Origin of the sequence: Eubacterium sp. CAG:161 (assembly GCF_000432355.1) — a bacterium.
Taxonomy (GTDB): Bacteria; Bacillota; Clostridia; order Lachnospirales; family Lachnospiraceae; genus Eubacterium_G; species Eubacterium_G segne.
Window position 1 is genome coordinate 1 of record NZ_HF991860.1, and the last position, 16,240, is coordinate 16,240.

Below are 16,240 nucleotides of genomic sequence, written 5' to 3' on the forward strand. Positions count from 1 at the left end.
TCCTTGCGATAGTTAATGGCATCCAGTTTAAATTGCTTGGTATGTTGTTTTCTTGGCATAATGAGTACCTCCTTTTGGTATTATATAATATTTTCAGGGGGAATATCTCATTTTGTTTTGTACTATTTATATGCTAGCACTAAACAAGAATAGATATTCATGCAATAAATACTGGTAAAAAAGAGTAAAAGTTGTTTTTTTAGAAAATAAATATTCATTAGAAAATAAATTTTTTCAATGAATATTTAGAAAAAAAGTGGTAAAATAGGCAAAGGTGTTATTAAAAAACGAAAGAAGAAAGGATGGAGAATATGAGAAACAAAATCAAACAGATTTTAACTGTGTGTTTTGTTATTGCCGCAATGGCAGTTGTATGGAATGCACCTGTTTGGGCAGACATAGCAACACAGGCGGAATTAACTGGCACACAGGAAGACATTGAACTTAACAAAGAAGTTACAATTAATTGGGAAAAGAATGGTGATGAAGTTGATTACTATTTCACACCAACAGAAAACAAGAGATATTTATTTGTGTTAACAGATAATGACGACAGATTACCAGGTTTATATCAGGGAGATGACAAGTTAAGTTGGTTTAGTTATTATTCAACAGTAGATGGAAAGATGTATCTTCAGACACCTGTGTTAGAAGCAGGAACAAAATATGATATTTATTTTACATCACGTGAAGGTGAAACAGAAATTCAGTTTGGCTTCTACGATGATATCTGGCATGGAGCAGAAGAAATTGACAATGCTGCAACAGGCATAATGAAAAAAGGATATACTGAGGATGGAACAGATTATTCACGCGCTAAAATTTATAAAATAACAGTTCCGGAAGATGGAGCATACGAATACAGAGTATCAGGATTAAACCCTACAGGTATTGCAGATGACGACTATGATTTTGATGTGGATATTTATGATGAAGATGGATATTGGCATAGTAATCAGGACAGTGTACCTAACTGGGGGGGCAGTAGTGATGCATGTGCATTTGCCAACTTAGAAGCAGGAAAAACTTATTATCTTGTTTTGGCAAACTTTTCAGTTAACAATGCATATGAGTATACATTATCGAGAACAAATTTAAGCATAGAATTAAATAGTGAAAAAACGTTAAATTGGAATGAAATAGGAGATTATTTCTATTATCATTTTATACCTAAAAAAACACAGTCATATCTTTTTACAGTTTCTGACAATGGTGATAGAGTTCCACAAATTGGAAGAACTGATGAAACATGGAAAAATATGATGTATGATGTAGATGGCAAAATTAGATTGGTAACACCAGTATTAGAAGCAGGAAAGGAATATACACTTTATGTGCCTATTGCAGCAGGTGAAAATAGCGTACGGGTTGGTTTCTATGATAATTTATGGACTGGTGTAAATACTCTTGAAACACCTTGTTCAGGTACAATAGGAAAAGGAACGAAAAGATTTGATGGAAAAGCTTGGTATCCAAGTAACAGACTTTACAAAGTAACAGTTCCAACAACTACAAATTATGTATATAAGGTAACTGGTTTCAATAAAGAAAAAGAATATAGTACTTTACTAAGATTTTTAAATGAAGACCTTTCAGAAGTTGAAGGACAAAGAGAAATAAATGACATTAAGCTTACCGGTTCAATTTATACAACAGTAAAATTAGAAGCAGGAAAGACATACTATTTGCGATTTTCAAATTACACGCTAGATAGTGGAGTTAATTACAAAATAGTTACTAATACTCTTAATATTGAGAACGCAAAAAAATTAGGTGAAAGCGCAGAAGGAAAGTTAAGTGCTTCAAGTGACACAACATACAAATTTGTTGCCACAGAAGATAAGGTATATAACTTCACAGATACAAAAGTATCAGAAGATGTAAAAGAATTTTCAATATATGATAATGATTTAAATAATATATCTACTGATAGTATTAAAAAATCAAAAGTAACATACAATGAGAATAATGAACCTAAAGTAGATTATGTTACTTACAAGATTTATCTTAAAAAAGGAACATATTACATTAATCTTAATAACACTTCTGATAAAGAAACAGAATATAGTATTAAAGTAGAAAATGAGGAACCCGTTGATATAGACAGCATTAATTTAGATTCTAATTACATTGAAATTGAAGAAGGTGTAAAGAAAGCTGTTAAGTACACTATAAATCCTGATAATGCTACATTTACAAGTGTTGATTGGAAAGTTTCAGACACTAGCATTGTATCACTTGGATATGTAGGTAATGTTATGAATATTGAAGCTTTAAAAGAAGGCGAATGTGATATTACAGTAACAACTAAAAATGGCAAAAAAGCAGTTTGTCATATTGTTGTAAAAAAAGCCGGGGACCATAAGTATGACAGCACAATTGAAAAAGCTAGCACATCTAAGGATGGAAAGATAATTGATAAATGTAGCCGTTGTGGAGATGTAAAAGCTGCACAGATTATTTCACATCCAACAAAGGTAGTTTTAAATAATAGCAATTTTGTTTATGATGGCAAGGTTAAGACACCAACAGTTACTGTTACAAGTGCAGATGGCAAAACAGTTGATTCTGCTAATTATGATATTTCATATGCTAATGGCAGAAAAGATGCAGGAACATATGATGTGAAAGTTACTTTTAAGGGCAACTACACAGGAAGCTTAACAACTAAGTTTACAATAGCAAAGGCTAACCAGAGTTTAAAAATTAAATTACCTAAGAAGAAAATGAAGGTTGGTGCAAAGGCTAAAATTAAAATAACAGCTAACAAAGGTCATGGAAAAGTTACATACAAAGTATCTAACAAGAAGATTGCAAAAATCAAGAACGGTAAGTTAGTAGCTCTTAAAAAGGGAAAAGTTAAATTAACAGTAACTTTAAAGGCAACTAAGAACTACAAGCAGAAGAAAGTTACAATAATAATAAAAGTTAAATAGTAATTTAAAGGATGCCACCTTTCAACACAATTAGTTGACAGGTGGTATTTTTGGTTTAAAACCAATACCCCCCCTGCTATGCAGGGGTGTTCCCAGTGAGCTTTAGCTTCAAGTAAAAACCTCCTTTGATATAATAAGTATAGGTTCGCCAACCATACAAAAAATCAAAGGAGGTATCCAAATGGACAAAAACAGTTTAGCACATACTAGATGGGAAGGTAAGTACCAAAGGTGGTTGTGGGGTGACTATTTCAAGTCAGTCAGGCTTGAGAATGCATCAGCTTACACAGGAGGAAGATGCGGCATTGGCAACAACATCTTGCTTCTATGGTCCGTTAAAGCCGGAAAAATAGGATAAAGGGTTAAAGATTGTCATGTAGTATATTGGGGAAAAACGTGATATTATTATTTCAAATGTAACAGGGACGGGCTTTAATTAAAATAATGATTAAATGGAGAGTTAGAAAAGTATGTGGAAGATAAAACATATATTTGATGGTGAATATGGATGTGAGGAAAGAATCGGTAATCAAAAGCCGAAGGTATTAGTTACAATAGTTAATAATAATGACGAAAAAGTCATTCTATCGGTGGAAGATCAGTGGTTGAGGGATAATAATTTAGATGAAGGCGATGAGTGGCCTTTAGAGGTCGAAGGAAATGTAGGTCTTGATTAAGATGGAGATTATGATAACTGACTAAGACAAGGAGAAAAATTGGTGAGAGAAGAATTAATTAAGAACATTGAGCAGGGGGTGGAAGTGGCATATATAAATGGAACATTTCATCTTTCAATGGATTGCTTTTGGAGTGAGATTATATCAGGAAAACTTGTGCTTAAAGAACATGAGGATGCAAGGTGGCTAACAAGAGAAAAGTTAGATGATGTTCAGTGGCTGCCTGCGGATATTACACTTATTGAAAAGTTGAAAAGAAATTTATAATAAAATATTTAACCGTTAAATATCTGTCTTTAAGAGAGTGGCAAGTAAGCTCTTTAACAGTTGGTAAATTATAAAAATTTTTTGATATATAAGAATACTAACTACCATCTAGGAGAATAAGCATGAAATGGAATTCAAATTTATATGACAAAAAGCACGATTTCGTAGCTGAATATGGGAAGGGATTGCTGGATGTTGTACCTGAAAATCCGAATCAAAAATATTAGATTTAGGATGTGGCACAGGTACACTTACTACGCAATTAACTAATTTCGCAGGGACGGTTATAGGTGTTGACAGCTCTTATGATATGATAGAAAAGGCGAGAAGCAAATTTAATAATATTGAATTTATTGTGGGTGATGCTCTTAATTTACCCTTTGAAAATGAATTTGATGTTGTTTTTTCAGATGCCGTGTTTCATTGGATAGAAAATCATGATTTGTTGCTAAAAAATATACATAGGGCTTTAAAAGATAATGATTTTAGAATTGATAGGGTATATGCATACGACAGACCTACCGTATTAAAAGACGAAAAACAGGGATTGGAAAATTGGATGAAACAGTTTTTTGTGTCTGAATTAGAGCAAAGGTCAAAAGAGAATCAGGAGCAGATTCAGGAGAAAATTGAAAAGCATTATCCGTCTGAGCAAAGAGAAGAAATATGGACAAGTATTCAATTAAAATATATTGAAAACTACATTGGAAAATAATGAAAAATAACGGACTTTACGCAAAGCTTGTAAACTTGCAGACAGCTTCGGCAGAGTGGAAAATTAAGTAAATTAAATAAAATGCAAAACGCCACTAAGATTAAAATCCTGGTGGCATTTTTGTACGGAAAAAATTATAATACTATAAAAAAATGGCGATTAACCTAATGTTATGGTATATTAAAAGGCAGATGGTGTTGGCAAAACAATAGTTTCATTATTTAAAATTATATAAAGCTTATGGAGGTTAAAAAGATGGGAATTAATTCAATAGATGCAGAGGATGATCAGTTTGCATATCGTTATGACACACAATTATTAATTGACAGACGTGATGAGGATTTAGACGAGGATGAAATTGCGGATTACATAACAGAGCATTTTGAAGGAAATAGTCTGATTGCTGCCGGGGATGAAGATTTGGTGAAAATACATTTTCATACAAATGAACCATGGAAAATTTTGGAGTATTGTAATCAGGTAGGAGAAATCTACGATATTGTTGTTGAAGATATGATTAGACAATCAAATGGACTTCAAGGTTAAATTAAAAACAGATAGTTAATTATATTGTGGGACTATTTTTCAATTTAGTTTAGGAGCTTACGATATGAATGATATAGAAAATAAATTTTTTGAAAAATACAAGGAATTGGACAGTTTATGCAAGGATGTGTTAAACAGCAATCAAGGTGTGACACAGTACATATGTGAGATGGAAAAGACATCTGGCAGGGGAAGATACTATGTTCACTCATGGGATTATGATTACAAAATGCTTAAACACGTCAGATGGGTTAGAAATAATATTGCACATAATAATGGTGGTTCAGAATGCAGTGAAAATGATATTAAGTATGTAAAAGATTTTTATCAAAGAATTATGCAACAAAAAGACCCATTTTCAATAATATACCAAAGACAAAATGAAATAAAAAAACGTACAGTTAAGCAAAGTGAAATAAAACCAAATCCATACATAAATAACAGGAAAACCACTAATAAAAATAGAGGATATACAAGGCTGGCGGTGGGAATATTCATTGTTATTATAGTAGTTTTATTGATGATAATGTCACGGTTACTTGGTAATTTATGAGATAGGAAATGAAAATATGGAATTAGTATATAAAAAGGCTACAATAAAGGATATTGAAATTTTAACTAAATCACGTGTTCAGGTATTAATAGCAGCTAATAAATTGCCTGAAAATACTAACATGGAAAATGTTAAAGAAAAGTCATACGAATACTATAGGGAAGCATTAAAAGATGGTTCACATACAGCATATCTGGTGTTTGATGGCGAAATTTTAGTTGGAACGGGAGGAGTTAGTTATTATAGAGTAATGCCAACCTATCATAATCAAGATGGGAGAAAGGCATATATAATGAATATGTACACGAAACCTGAATATAGAAGAAAGGGTATTGCAAAAAAAACACTTGATCTACTTGTTAAGGAAGCAAAGTCTAGGGGAATACAGGACATTTTGCTTGAAGCAACAGACATGGGGAGGCTATTATATAAAAAGTACGGTTTTGTAAAAATGGACAATGAAATGGAACTAATAAATTTTGATGATTAAATAAGAGAAGTACAATTGGTGATTTTATAGTTTGGGTAAGTTTAAAAAAGTAAAAGAGGTAGAAATGTGGGTACAAAAAAGGACATAGCGTATTATCACCTGCCGGGATTGTTTGAATTTTATGAACTATATCGAGTATTTTTACCGCTATTTCGGGAACATAGAGAATATTTTTATGATTGGTGTGACATAGGCTCAATATACGGTGCACCGGCAGATTGCCTTTGGGGTGGAGGACGGGCAGGATTCGGAGATGCAAATCCGGGAGAAGTATTGAGGTTAACCCAGGAATATGGAATATCGGCACGTTTGACTTTTAGCAATTCATTACTTCAGGAAAAACATCTTTCCGATTACAGGTGCAATAAGCTTTGTGCTCAATTTGAGAAGGGGGAACAAGTGCCAAATGGTGTTATAGTTCACTCAGATTTATTACTACATTACATACAGGAAAAATACCCCAATTTCTATTTTGTTTCGTCCACCACCAAGGTGTTGACGGATTTTGACGAATTTTTAAGGGAAGTAAATAGAGAGGATTTTCTTTATGTTGTGCCTGATTTCCGCTTAAATAAGGCAATTGACAGATTTGATTTACTGTCAGAAAAACAGAAGGATAAGGTGGAATTTCTTTGCAATGAATGTTGTTGGTTTGATTGCAAAGACAGGGAAAGTTGTTACGAAGCTGTTAGCAGGAAGAATTTAGGAGAATCCGGTTATGAGCATTACTGCAAATCTCCTGAATCAAAATATGGATACCGTTTTTCTAAAGCAATGGAGAATCCGGGATTTATTGGAATTGATGATATAAAAAATGTCTATATGCCAATGGGATTTTCAAATTTTAAAATTGAAGGGCGAAGTCTTGGAAGTGCACTAATTCTTGAATTTTTACTATATTACATGACAAAACCTGAATATCAGATTCATGTAAGAGAAAAAATATATTTAGATAATATGTTGGATTTGTTTTAAATACAGCGACAATTAGCCAATCATTGAAACGAGGGGCAATATTGTATTACAAGAGGAGATGTAAGAATGATAANNNNAGAGGAGATGTAAGAATGATAAAAAGTCAAAATTACATTTTGGATTTTACACATGTTTATAAAGATGAAGATATAGAAAAAATTGATGATATCAACTGGATTGACTGCTCAGACATAGCAGGCTGTGATTTATATTGCTCTGGTTTGGCACGGGAGGAGATTAAAAAAAGAACCGAAAAATATGGAATTTGTGGAATCCATTTTATTGATTCAGGTAATTATCATTATGTGACAAAAATACTGACAGATAGGATAGATTCTAAGTTTTCACTGGTTTTGTACGACCATCATACGGATATGCAAAAGCCGCTAATAGAAGGCATGACCAGTTGTGGCGACTGGGCAGCGCAGGTTATTATGGAAAATAAAAATTTGGTTCAGCTGATTTTAGTAGGTGCCACTAATGAAGATATTAGTCAAATTGATGTTACAAATAAGGAAAAACTGGTGACTTTTTCTGTAGAAGAATTGCGAAACGGAACCGGAAAGGAAAAGCTTGAAGATATTATAACAGATGTGCCATTTTACATTTCCATAGATAAGGATATTTTGGATAGGCGCTACATCGAAACTAATTGGAGTCAGGGGCATATGCCTCTTGGAATGCTGGATCATTTGTTAGAATTTTTCCTTAAGGATAAAAAAATACTGGGAATTGACATATGTGGTGAATGTCAGGTGGGATTGCCCTTTCCGGAATATATAGAGGCGGAAGAAAAAAACTCAAAAACTAATATACAATTATTTGAATACATAAAGAAATACAGAAAGGATTTGTAATATTAGACAAGGGACTTAACAATGTCAACTACTTACAACCTAAAGGTAGTAGATTTCTGTTTATGAAAATGAAAGGATTTTATTTATGAATAAAAAAACAGTCATAGACAAAGTGCAAAACAAACTTTTTGAAATGCAGGACTTAAAATATCGTGATTTCCATGCCAAACTGATTCCAACAATGGATAAGGAAAAGATTATTGGAGTTCGGATTCCTGCTCTTAGAAAATTTGCCAAAGAGTTTGGAAAAACAGGAGAATCCAAGGAGTTTTTGAAGATTTTGCCACATAAATATTATGAGGAAAATAATCTTCATGGACTTTTATTAGAACAAATGAAGGACTATGAGAGATATATTGAAAAAGTGAAGCAATTTCTACCATTTATAGATAATTGGGCAACTTGTGATATGTTTGGGGCAAAAGTAGCTAAGAAGCATTTGGATATATTCATTAAAGAAGTATATGGATTTATAGATTCAGATAATACATACACTATAAGATTTGGTATAAGCATGCTTATGAAACATTATTTAGAAGATGAATTTAAGTTGGGGTATCCACAAAAAGTAGCTGAGGTTTCATCTAATGAATATTACGTCAATATGATGAGGGCCTGGTATTTTGCCACGGCTCTGGCAAAGCAATATGACAGCATAATTCCCTTCATTAAAGAAAAGCGTTTAGATGTATGGACACACAATAAGGCAATACAAAAATCAATAGAAAGTTATAGAATAACACCAGAACAAAAGGGGTATTTAAGAACTTTGAAAATAAAGTAAAATTAGCAAAGTAAGTAAAACGATGCTACTTTGATTTAAATGGAATCAAAGTAGCATCGTTTTTACGTATCTCTAAATTTTTATCCATCCAAATGCGTTGGCAATGGAACTTAAAAGTATAATTACTGCAAATATCGGGCAAAGATATTTAATCATAAAATTAAATATTTTTCTACGTCTGAAAGTGCTTTCGCCACGAAGAACTTCGGCTTCTACGGTTTTTAATCCAATAACCTTTGATACAAGAATACATGTAGCAAATGCAGCAATAGGCATCATCACAGAGTTAGTTAAAAAGTCAAAGAAATCCAAAAACTGCATTCCGACAATTTTAACCCATGATAGTGGACCATAACCGAAACATGAAAGGCTTCCAAGAGCAATCATAATGAAGCCAAGTATAACAGTTGATTTTTTTCTGTGCCAGCCAAATTCATCTTCAAAAGTAGAAACGGCACTTTCCGTTAAAGCAATGGAGCTTGTCAGAGCGGCAAACAGCACTAAGGTAAAAAACAGTATTCCTACAACGGTGCTTAACCCCATACTGTCAAACATTTTTGGAAGTGTTATAAACATAAGTGACGGCCCTGACTGTAGGGCATCCGGGTCACCGCCTGAAAACGCAAACACCGCAGGAATAATCATAAGACCTGCCATAATTGCTATAGCTGTGTCAAAAAATTCTACATTTCTGGTAGAGTTTTCAATTGAAACATCCCTTTTCATGTATGAACCAAATGTAATTAAGATACCCATGGCAATTGATAAAGAATAAAACATCTGTCCCATTGCAGCAACAACGGTCATCCATGAAAAGTTCTTAAAGTTTGGAACAAGGAAATACTTCACTCCTGCTAATGCACCGGGACGGGTTACAGAGTAAACGGCAATTATAATTGATAAAACAATTAATATAGGCATCATAAATTTTGAAACACGTTCAATGCCATTTCTAACCCCGGCATATATAACAATCAGTGTCAGCAATGTAAATATAATAAAGCATATTTCAGCTGAAAATCCACCGGAAATAAAATCCGTAAAATAACTGTCTCCCGCTAAAAGTTTGCTGTCACCTACAATATATTCAGCCAGATATTTAATTACCCAGCCACCGATAACTGAATAGTAGGGAACAATCAATATAGGGATAATAGCATTAATCCATCCTCCAAATTTTGAAAAAGGGGATTTGCTGAAAAATTTAAAAGCACCTACAGGACTTTTTTTAGTCATTCGTCCAATAGATGTTTCAGCAACAATCATTGTGTAACCAAAGGTAAGAGCCAGAATAATATAAATTAAAAGGAAGATTCCACCACCATATTTTGCCGCTAAATAGGGGAATCTCCAAATATTTCCCAGTCCTACGGAAGCCCCGGCTGCCGACAATACAAAACCCAGTCTGCCGGAGAAGGAACTTCTTTTTTCATTATGTTCTTTCATATAATTTTACCTCTCATAATTATTCGCAACGTATTCAATGAGCATAACATATAGAAGAGAAAAACACAATAAATTTGCCCGGAGAAAATCAAAAGAAACATCAATACAATGTGAAAAAAATATCAAGGATAGGATAAGTATAAAATATTGTAAAAATATGTTATAATCAGTAGGTTGAAAAATATAGAAAATGGAGAGAAAAAATGAAATTATTGTTTAAACAGAGAATTTTTTCGTGGATTGATTCCTATGACATATATGATGAAAAGGGAAATACAGTTTATATCGTAAAGGGACAAATATCTTTTGGACACCGTCTGAAAATTTATGATGCAGCAAATAATGAAATAGGAACATTAAAGGAGCGGGTTTTAACGTGGCTTCCGATTTTTGATATATATGAAGGGGAAAACAAGATTGGCAGTATAAGTAAAGAAATGACATTTTTCAAACCAAAGTATGATATTGATTTTAACGGTTGGCATGTGGAAGGAAACCACATGGAATGGGATTACACAATAACCGATAGAAACGGAGGCACTGTGGCAACCGTTTCTAAAGAACTATTTAAATTATCCGATACATATGTACTTGATATTGTAAATCCACAGGATGCACTACATGTTTTGATGTTTGTATTGGCAATCGACGCAGAAAAGTGTTCAAGAAATTAAAAGGTTAGGATTCTTTTATGGTAATAATGGTGTGGAAAGCCATTTTACTTTCGTCGAAATACATTTTAATATTTCCATTGTAACGGTCTATTACACGGTTAATGCTTTTGACACCAAAACCGTGATTTTTAGACCCCTTCTTGGTGGTAACAGGTCGCCCGTTTTTATCAAAAGTAGGAACAACCCTACATGTGTTAATAATGTTGATTACAGTGAGAGATGAGTTTGGCTCAAAGCTTACGCTCATTTCTATATACGAATCCGGTATGTCACTGCATGCCTCTACGGCATTATCTAAAAGGTTACAAAAGAGAGAAGTTAATTCTTCATATTTTAAATTTTGTAATAATTTTTTCCTTATATCAACTTTAAAAGAAATATGCTTATCGCGACAGATTTTCATATAATGACATAATATGGAGTTAAGAACTTCATTATCTGACACATGAACCGAGTCTTTCAGGTCTGATGAATTTAACAGACTTTCAAGGTATCGGCTTATTTTTTCTCTATTATTCTCATCGTTAAGGCGGTTTATTGTCTGTAAATGATTTTTTATATCGTGAATCAGAATTTGTTGATTTTCATTTTGATTAAATAATGATTTATAATATTCTGTCATATCATATTCTTTTTGCAGCTGAATTTGAAGCTGGGTGGATTCACTGCTTTTGTCAATTGTATAGTGATAAATATAAAAGATTAAAATATTAATTCCCAATAGAAGAAACGTACAGGAAAACAGCATATATTTAAAATGCTCAGGCATATTTTTACTAAGAATAATGGCAACTAAGGTTGATATTATATAAAGCGAAATAAGAGGAATGACGTTAAGTAATGCAGTGGGGATACTAAATGAGTCATTTCTTTCTTTTGAGCCGTGCATAAATACAACTATAAGTCTGAGCATAATAAAGTATGTTATTTTACATAAAAGGGCAACAACACACAAATACACTATATGGGAATCAGAGTAGAGAAAGTCTATGCTGATAAGGGATTTTAACTGTAAAATAACTACCTCACTAAGAGTCATAATACAGGTCAGTGTTAAGGCATTAAATAATGCAGAGTGCCATTTAGCATCATAAAGGAAGAAAATTAAAATAAAGTTTATAAGTACGAATAATGCAATATTAATATAGAAAATCATTGCAAGGGAAATTAAGAAAAGACAGGCATATCCCATAGCAATAAAGAGACATTCCACCTTCTTTGAATATTTAGGATTAAATAGGTGATTGCAATACCATCCTAAAATAATTGCTTCTATAATATATACAAATATGTAAAGAACTGTTACAGCCAATGTGGTTACCTCGTACTTTCTAAATATAGTAAATATGCATCCTTAAATCCGGTGTATTTCCTTCGGGTTAAATATGCCTTAAAGCGGTCATTACACAAGTGAATTAAAGTATGGTCAAAATTAGATACATACTTCAGATTTACAATAAAGCTTCGATGGGAAGCAAAAAAGCAGGGCATTTTTAATACTTCTAACCAATGTCTCATGCTATGTATTGACTCGTAATCCTGTTTTAGTGTATGAATAATGGTTTTGTGACCGTGAGTTTCTGCAAATACAATGTCTGATGCGGGTACCGTATAAACTCCGTTTTTTGTTTCAATTGGAATTTTGGTGACAGTTGTATTGTATAACTCAATGGCATCTTTCAGGTTTCTGAATAATCGGTTAGGGTCAACAGGTTTTGAAAGATAGCGGAACACGTGAAAACGCATGGCATCATCTAAATATTCCGAGTAAGAAGTTACAATAAAAATAATTATGTTGGGATTTTTGTTTTTTAATTCATTTCCAACGTATATTCCGTTAAGCCCCGGCATTTCAATATCGAGAAAAACAATATCTTTATCCATTGAGTCTGCCAGCAAGTCCTCTCCGTTATCATATATAACAATTTCTGGAAGCTTTAGGGAATTATTTTGGAAAAAAAGATTTAATGTATCATTTAATTGTTCTGCAATTTCTAAGTCATCATCACATATTAAAATACGCATGGTAACCCCCCTTTATCACAAATTATAAAACTGAAAACATTATACTATAAAAAAATGATAAAGGACATATAACAAGCATAAAAAGACAAAATTCGACCTTTTTTGGTAGGGTGCTAAACCCTGTAAAGAGTTTAAAACTACCAAAAAGTGGTAAAAAATGTCTTTTCGTGCTTAGGGTATCGATTTTTTGAAAAAAATAATGTATTATAACTCCATAATTCAGGAAAGGGGGAATTAGATATGGAAAGAAAGAATATGGTAAAGCCATCAGCAAAGCTTGTTGAAAAAACACTTAACAGAATGCTTAAAGTTGATGCTAATTCTACATCATGTGCATTGATTTATCAGCCAAAGGCTCCAAAAGAGTTAGAACGCTTTAGAGGTGAAAAATAATGAAATACTTATCAAAGCATGTGGCCACATGGTTAATACGCTGCGGGGCAATAGATGAGATGGATCGGGAACTATATGAGTATGCAGTATATAGCTTGATTTTTTTAATAGCGCCATTAGCAATAATTTTGACATTTGGAATTATGATGGACAGGGTATTGGAAAGCATTATAATCATAATACCATTTATGTGTGTCAGAAAATTTAGTGGTGGATTCCACGCTAAGCATGTTTGGGTATGCATCCTTTGTTCATGCAGCGTATTATTTATGTGTGTTTACATGGTTACAAATATTAAATATATTTTTGTACTTAATATTTGTGTAGTGTTAGCTGTAACCAGCCTGATTATATTAAGCCCTATTGATTCAGAAAGCAGAAAGCTGGATGAAGGGGAGATTGTAAGGTACAAAAAAGTTACAGTTGCCATATCATTAGTGTTTGGGGGACTCTATTGTGTATGTTTACTTACAGATAATATAACATATGCTATTTGCATAGCAGAAGGAATTATGTTACCGGCAAGTTTGCAAATACCTTGTATATTGCTAAAACTAAAGAGTAAAGAAAAATTGGGGGAAAGTTATAATTGAAAAATACTAAAAAATCCGTTGCTAAAACAACGGATTTTTTTCTGCTGATAGTATATATTAAAGATAAATAATTTAAACTAATACAGGAAAGGAAGTTAATATATATGAGCAGAATTAATGAAAAATCAGGTATAAGCAAATCCACAGAGAGAATTAAAGAATATTTAATAAGGTTAAATAAAGGGGAAAGTTTAGAAAGTGTCAGGGCGGACTTTGTAAAGGAATTTAAGGAAGTGAATGCTTCTGAAATAATGCTTGCTGAACAAAGATTATTAAGAGATGGAACACCGTTAGAGGAAGTGCAGAAATTATGCGATGTTCATTCAGCATTGTTTCATGGAAAAACAAGAGAAGAAAGAATTGCCAATACAGAAAAGGCTGTAGGGGAATCAATGAAAAATCAGAGAATGGCGGCGGCAGCAGAATTAATTGCAATTCCGGGGCATCCGCTTGAAACATTTACTGAGGAAAATGAAAAGTTACAAAAAATTATTGATGAATGTAGGGATAAAATAAAAACAGGAAAAATTAATTCCGATTTATTGCAGGAACTTAGACAACTTTCAATTCACTATGCTAAAAAAGGGGACTTGCTTTATCCACATTTGAAAGTTAAATATGAAATCAGTGGCCCATCAGATGTAATGTGGACTGTAGATGATGAAATAAGGGATGAATTATCAGTATTAGCACAATCAAATACAGGTGATGAAAAATGGATAAAGAAATTTGAAGCACTTTTGACAAGGGCAGAAGAGATGATTTATAAGGAGGCAAACATACTCTTTCCTAATTGTGCGTTAAATTTTACTGAGGAAGAATGGCATGGAATTTATGTGGATTCAAAGGATTATCCGGAATGCTTTGGAGTAACCGGTAAAATATGGAAAGACGGAGAAAAGTCAGTTAAAGAAGAGAAAACTGCATTTAGTGAAGAAAAAATAATTATGGCAGGAGGAAGCTTTACTTTACAGCAAGTAGAGGCTATGCTTAATACAATACCTCTTGAAATAACATTTATTGATGATGAAAATATTAACAGATATTTTAATGATGGACCGAAAGTATTTAAGCGTCCTAAAATGGCAATAGGAAGGGAGGTATTTTCCTGCCATCCGCCGAAAATTGAACAGCGTGTCAGGGGCATTATTGATGAGTTCAGGGCAGGAAAGCTTGACAAAGTACCTGTGTGGATGGAGAAAAACGGAAAAACCATGTTAGTAACTTATATGGCGGTAAGAAATAAAGATAATGAATATCTTGGAACAATGGAATTGGTTCAGGATATGGAATTTGCAAAAGAACACTTTGCTAAATAGTTTGTAAAACCGGAAGGAGGCATATGTCACTTCCGGTTTTTGTTTCATTGTTAAATAACATATGCTAAGATATAGTATAGATATTATATGAGAGGAAACAAATGAACGAAGTTCATTTCTTGTTAATGTTTCCGACGAAATGCCGCTGACCGAAGGGAGGGGGCAACACATATTAGACATGGAGGAAACAAATGAGGGAAAGAAAGATAAATTTAATAATTAATGTAATATGTTTTCTGATGATTGTAGCTTATGCAATATATATCATAGTTGAATGGAAAAATATACCAGGGACGGTTCCAACTCATTTTAATGCTGCCGGAAAACCTGATAATTATGGCAGTAAGGCAAGCCTGATTGTTGAACCTATAATTGCATTACTACTTATGGGACTGTTTATTTTTATAGAAAAATTCCCACAGGCATGGAATTTTCCGGTTAAAGTTACTGAAGAAAATAAGGAACGTCTGTATGGGTGTGGACTTAAAATAATTGGAGCAATAAAAATTTTAGCAGTTAGTGTATGCATTTATGGGGGACTGAGTTCAGCTTCAAATAATCGGCTTCCGGGCTGGCCGGTATTGGCTGTTATAGTAGCAATGTTTGTGGTTGTTATAGCGGGGATTATTTATACAATCAGGAATAAGTAAAAATCTATGTTATTAGTGTGTTGGTTAATCAGCTTATATAATAATAAAGGAATTATATTGATTTTACCATGACAATAAAATATTTTTTAAACAATAAAATGAAATTTCTTGAAAAAAATATTGACAGTAAGTGAGATAATAAGTATACTTATTATCTGTTTAAAATTTAATAAAAATGCATGGAGGAAAAATGATAAAATTAAAAAAAAGTTTCAAAAAAACAGTTACTATTATTATTGTGATATCAATGCTACTAGTGAATGTATGTGTAATGGCTAATTCAAATAATTTGACGTTAAGTGGAGATGCAACACTAAGTGGAGATGCAACACTAAGTGGA

General features: G+C 32.9%; 18 protein-coding genes. 15 read left to right on the top strand and 3 right to left on the bottom strand.

All coding sequences use genetic code 11. The features are described from left to right. The first annotated feature begins 311 nt into the window (after positions 1-311). The 10 genes from Q5O30_RS04610 (at position 312) to Q5O30_RS04655 (ending at position 8,800) form a co-directional block, all read left to right on the top strand. Positions 312-2,936, top strand: a complete 2,625-nt coding sequence (locus tag Q5O30_RS04610; protein ID WP_021952581.1) for an Ig-like domain-containing protein — start codon at positions 312-314, stop codon at positions 2,934-2,936. A gap of 470 nt (positions 2,937-3,406) precedes the next feature. Then, positions 3,407-3,613, top strand: a complete 207-nt coding sequence (locus Q5O30_RS04615) for a hypothetical protein (RefSeq protein ID WP_021952583.1) — start codon at positions 3,407-3,409, stop codon at positions 3,611-3,613. A gap of 42 nt (positions 3,614-3,655) precedes the next feature. Next, complete coding sequence (locus tag Q5O30_RS04620; RefSeq protein WP_021952584.1) at positions 3,656-3,880, top strand: ADP-ribose pyrophosphatase; 225 nt, start codon at positions 3,656-3,658, stop codon at positions 3,878-3,880. Between the two features lie 220 nt (positions 3,881-4,100). Beyond that, positions 4,101-4,595 (top strand): class I SAM-dependent methyltransferase, encoded by a 495-nt coding sequence (locus Q5O30_RS04625; RefSeq protein ID WP_302674597.1) that lies wholly within the window; start codon positions 4,101-4,103, stop codon positions 4,593-4,595. A 255-nt stretch (positions 4,596-4,850) separates the two neighbouring features. Next, positions 4,851-5,141 carry a hypothetical protein gene (locus tag Q5O30_RS04630; RefSeq protein ID WP_021952586.1) on the top strand — a complete coding sequence of 97 codons (291 nt, stop codon included), beginning with the start codon at positions 4,851-4,853 and terminating at the stop codon, positions 5,139-5,141. 64 nt (positions 5,142-5,205) lie between these two features. Further along, positions 5,206-5,694: a DUF6548 family protein gene (locus Q5O30_RS04635; protein WP_021952587.1), complete on the top strand. Its 489-nt coding sequence runs from the start codon at positions 5,206-5,208 to the stop codon at positions 5,692-5,694. Between the two features lie 16 nt (positions 5,695-5,710). Continuing rightward, positions 5,711-6,184 carry a GNAT family N-acetyltransferase gene (locus tag Q5O30_RS04640; protein ID WP_021952588.1) on the top strand — a complete coding sequence of 158 codons (474 nt, stop codon included), beginning with the start codon at positions 5,711-5,713 and terminating at the stop codon, positions 6,182-6,184. Between the two features lie 66 nt (positions 6,185-6,250). Next, positions 6,251-7,159: a hypothetical protein gene (locus Q5O30_RS04645; protein WP_021952589.1), complete on the top strand. Its 909-nt coding sequence runs from the start codon at positions 6,251-6,253 to the stop codon at positions 7,157-7,159. A gap of 92 nt (positions 7,160-7,251) precedes the next feature. Next, positions 7,252-8,016 carry an arginase family protein gene (locus Q5O30_RS04650; RefSeq protein WP_021952590.1) on the top strand — a complete coding sequence of 255 codons (765 nt, stop codon included), beginning with the start codon at positions 7,252-7,254 and terminating at the stop codon, positions 8,014-8,016. An 85-nt stretch (positions 8,017-8,101) separates the two neighbouring features. Further along, positions 8,102-8,800 (top strand): DNA alkylation repair protein, encoded by a 699-nt coding sequence (locus Q5O30_RS04655; RefSeq protein ID WP_021952591.1) that lies wholly within the window; start codon positions 8,102-8,104, stop codon positions 8,798-8,800. Between the two features lie 72 nt (positions 8,801-8,872). On the opposite strand, the gene Q5O30_RS04660 is transcribed toward Q5O30_RS04655, so the two are convergent. Further along, on the bottom strand, positions 8,873-10,246 hold the full coding sequence (locus Q5O30_RS04660; RefSeq protein WP_021952592.1) for a sodium-dependent transporter: 1,374 nt from the start codon (positions 10,244-10,246) through the stop codon (positions 8,873-8,875). Positions 10,247-10,449: 203 nt separating this feature from the next. Between Q5O30_RS04660 and Q5O30_RS04665 the strand changes: the two genes are divergently transcribed. Next, the gene (locus Q5O30_RS04665) at positions 10,450-10,920 is read left to right on the top strand and encodes an LURP-one-related/scramblase family protein (RefSeq protein WP_021952593.1); all 471 of its coding nucleotides are present in this window, start codon (positions 10,450-10,452) and stop codon (positions 10,918-10,920) included. Between the two features lie 4 nt (positions 10,921-10,924). Here Q5O30_RS04665 and Q5O30_RS04670 read toward each other — a convergent pair whose 3' ends face one another. Both Q5O30_RS04670 and Q5O30_RS04675 read right to left on the bottom strand, forming a co-directional pair. Then, positions 10,925-12,232: an ATP-binding protein gene (locus tag Q5O30_RS04670; RefSeq protein ID WP_021952594.1), complete on the bottom strand. Its 1,308-nt coding sequence runs from the start codon at positions 12,230-12,232 to the stop codon at positions 10,925-10,927. Between the two features lie 5 nt (positions 12,233-12,237). Next, entirely contained in the window at positions 12,238-12,945 is a 708-nt protein-coding gene (locus tag Q5O30_RS04675; RefSeq protein ID WP_021952595.1) for a LytTR family DNA-binding domain-containing protein, read from the bottom strand. A 240-nt stretch (positions 12,946-13,185) separates the two neighbouring features. On the opposite strand from Q5O30_RS04675, the gene Q5O30_RS04680 reads away from it, so the two are divergent. The 4 genes from Q5O30_RS04680 to Q5O30_RS04695 all read left to right on the top strand — a co-directional run bounded on the left by Q5O30_RS04680 (position 13,186) and on the right by Q5O30_RS04695 (position 15,900). Then, positions 13,186-13,338 carry a cyclic lactone autoinducer peptide gene (locus Q5O30_RS04680; RefSeq protein ID WP_021952596.1) on the top strand — a complete coding sequence of 51 codons (153 nt, stop codon included), beginning with the start codon at positions 13,186-13,188 and terminating at the stop codon, positions 13,336-13,338. After that, positions 13,338-13,931 (top strand): accessory gene regulator B family protein, encoded by a 594-nt coding sequence (locus Q5O30_RS04685; protein WP_021952597.1) that lies wholly within the window; start codon positions 13,338-13,340, stop codon positions 13,929-13,931. The genes Q5O30_RS04680 and Q5O30_RS04685 overlap by 1 nt, the downstream gene beginning before the upstream one ends. A 104-nt stretch (positions 13,932-14,035) precedes the next feature. Beyond that, complete coding sequence (locus tag Q5O30_RS04690; RefSeq protein ID WP_021952598.1) at positions 14,036-15,250, top strand: DUF438 domain-containing protein; 1,215 nt, start codon at positions 14,036-14,038, stop codon at positions 15,248-15,250. Positions 15,251-15,441: 191 nt separating this feature from the next. Continuing rightward, positions 15,442-15,900, top strand: a complete 459-nt coding sequence (locus Q5O30_RS04695; protein WP_021952599.1) for a DUF1648 domain-containing protein — start codon at positions 15,442-15,444, stop codon at positions 15,898-15,900. The last annotated feature ends 340 nt before the right edge of the window (positions 15,901-16,240 follow it).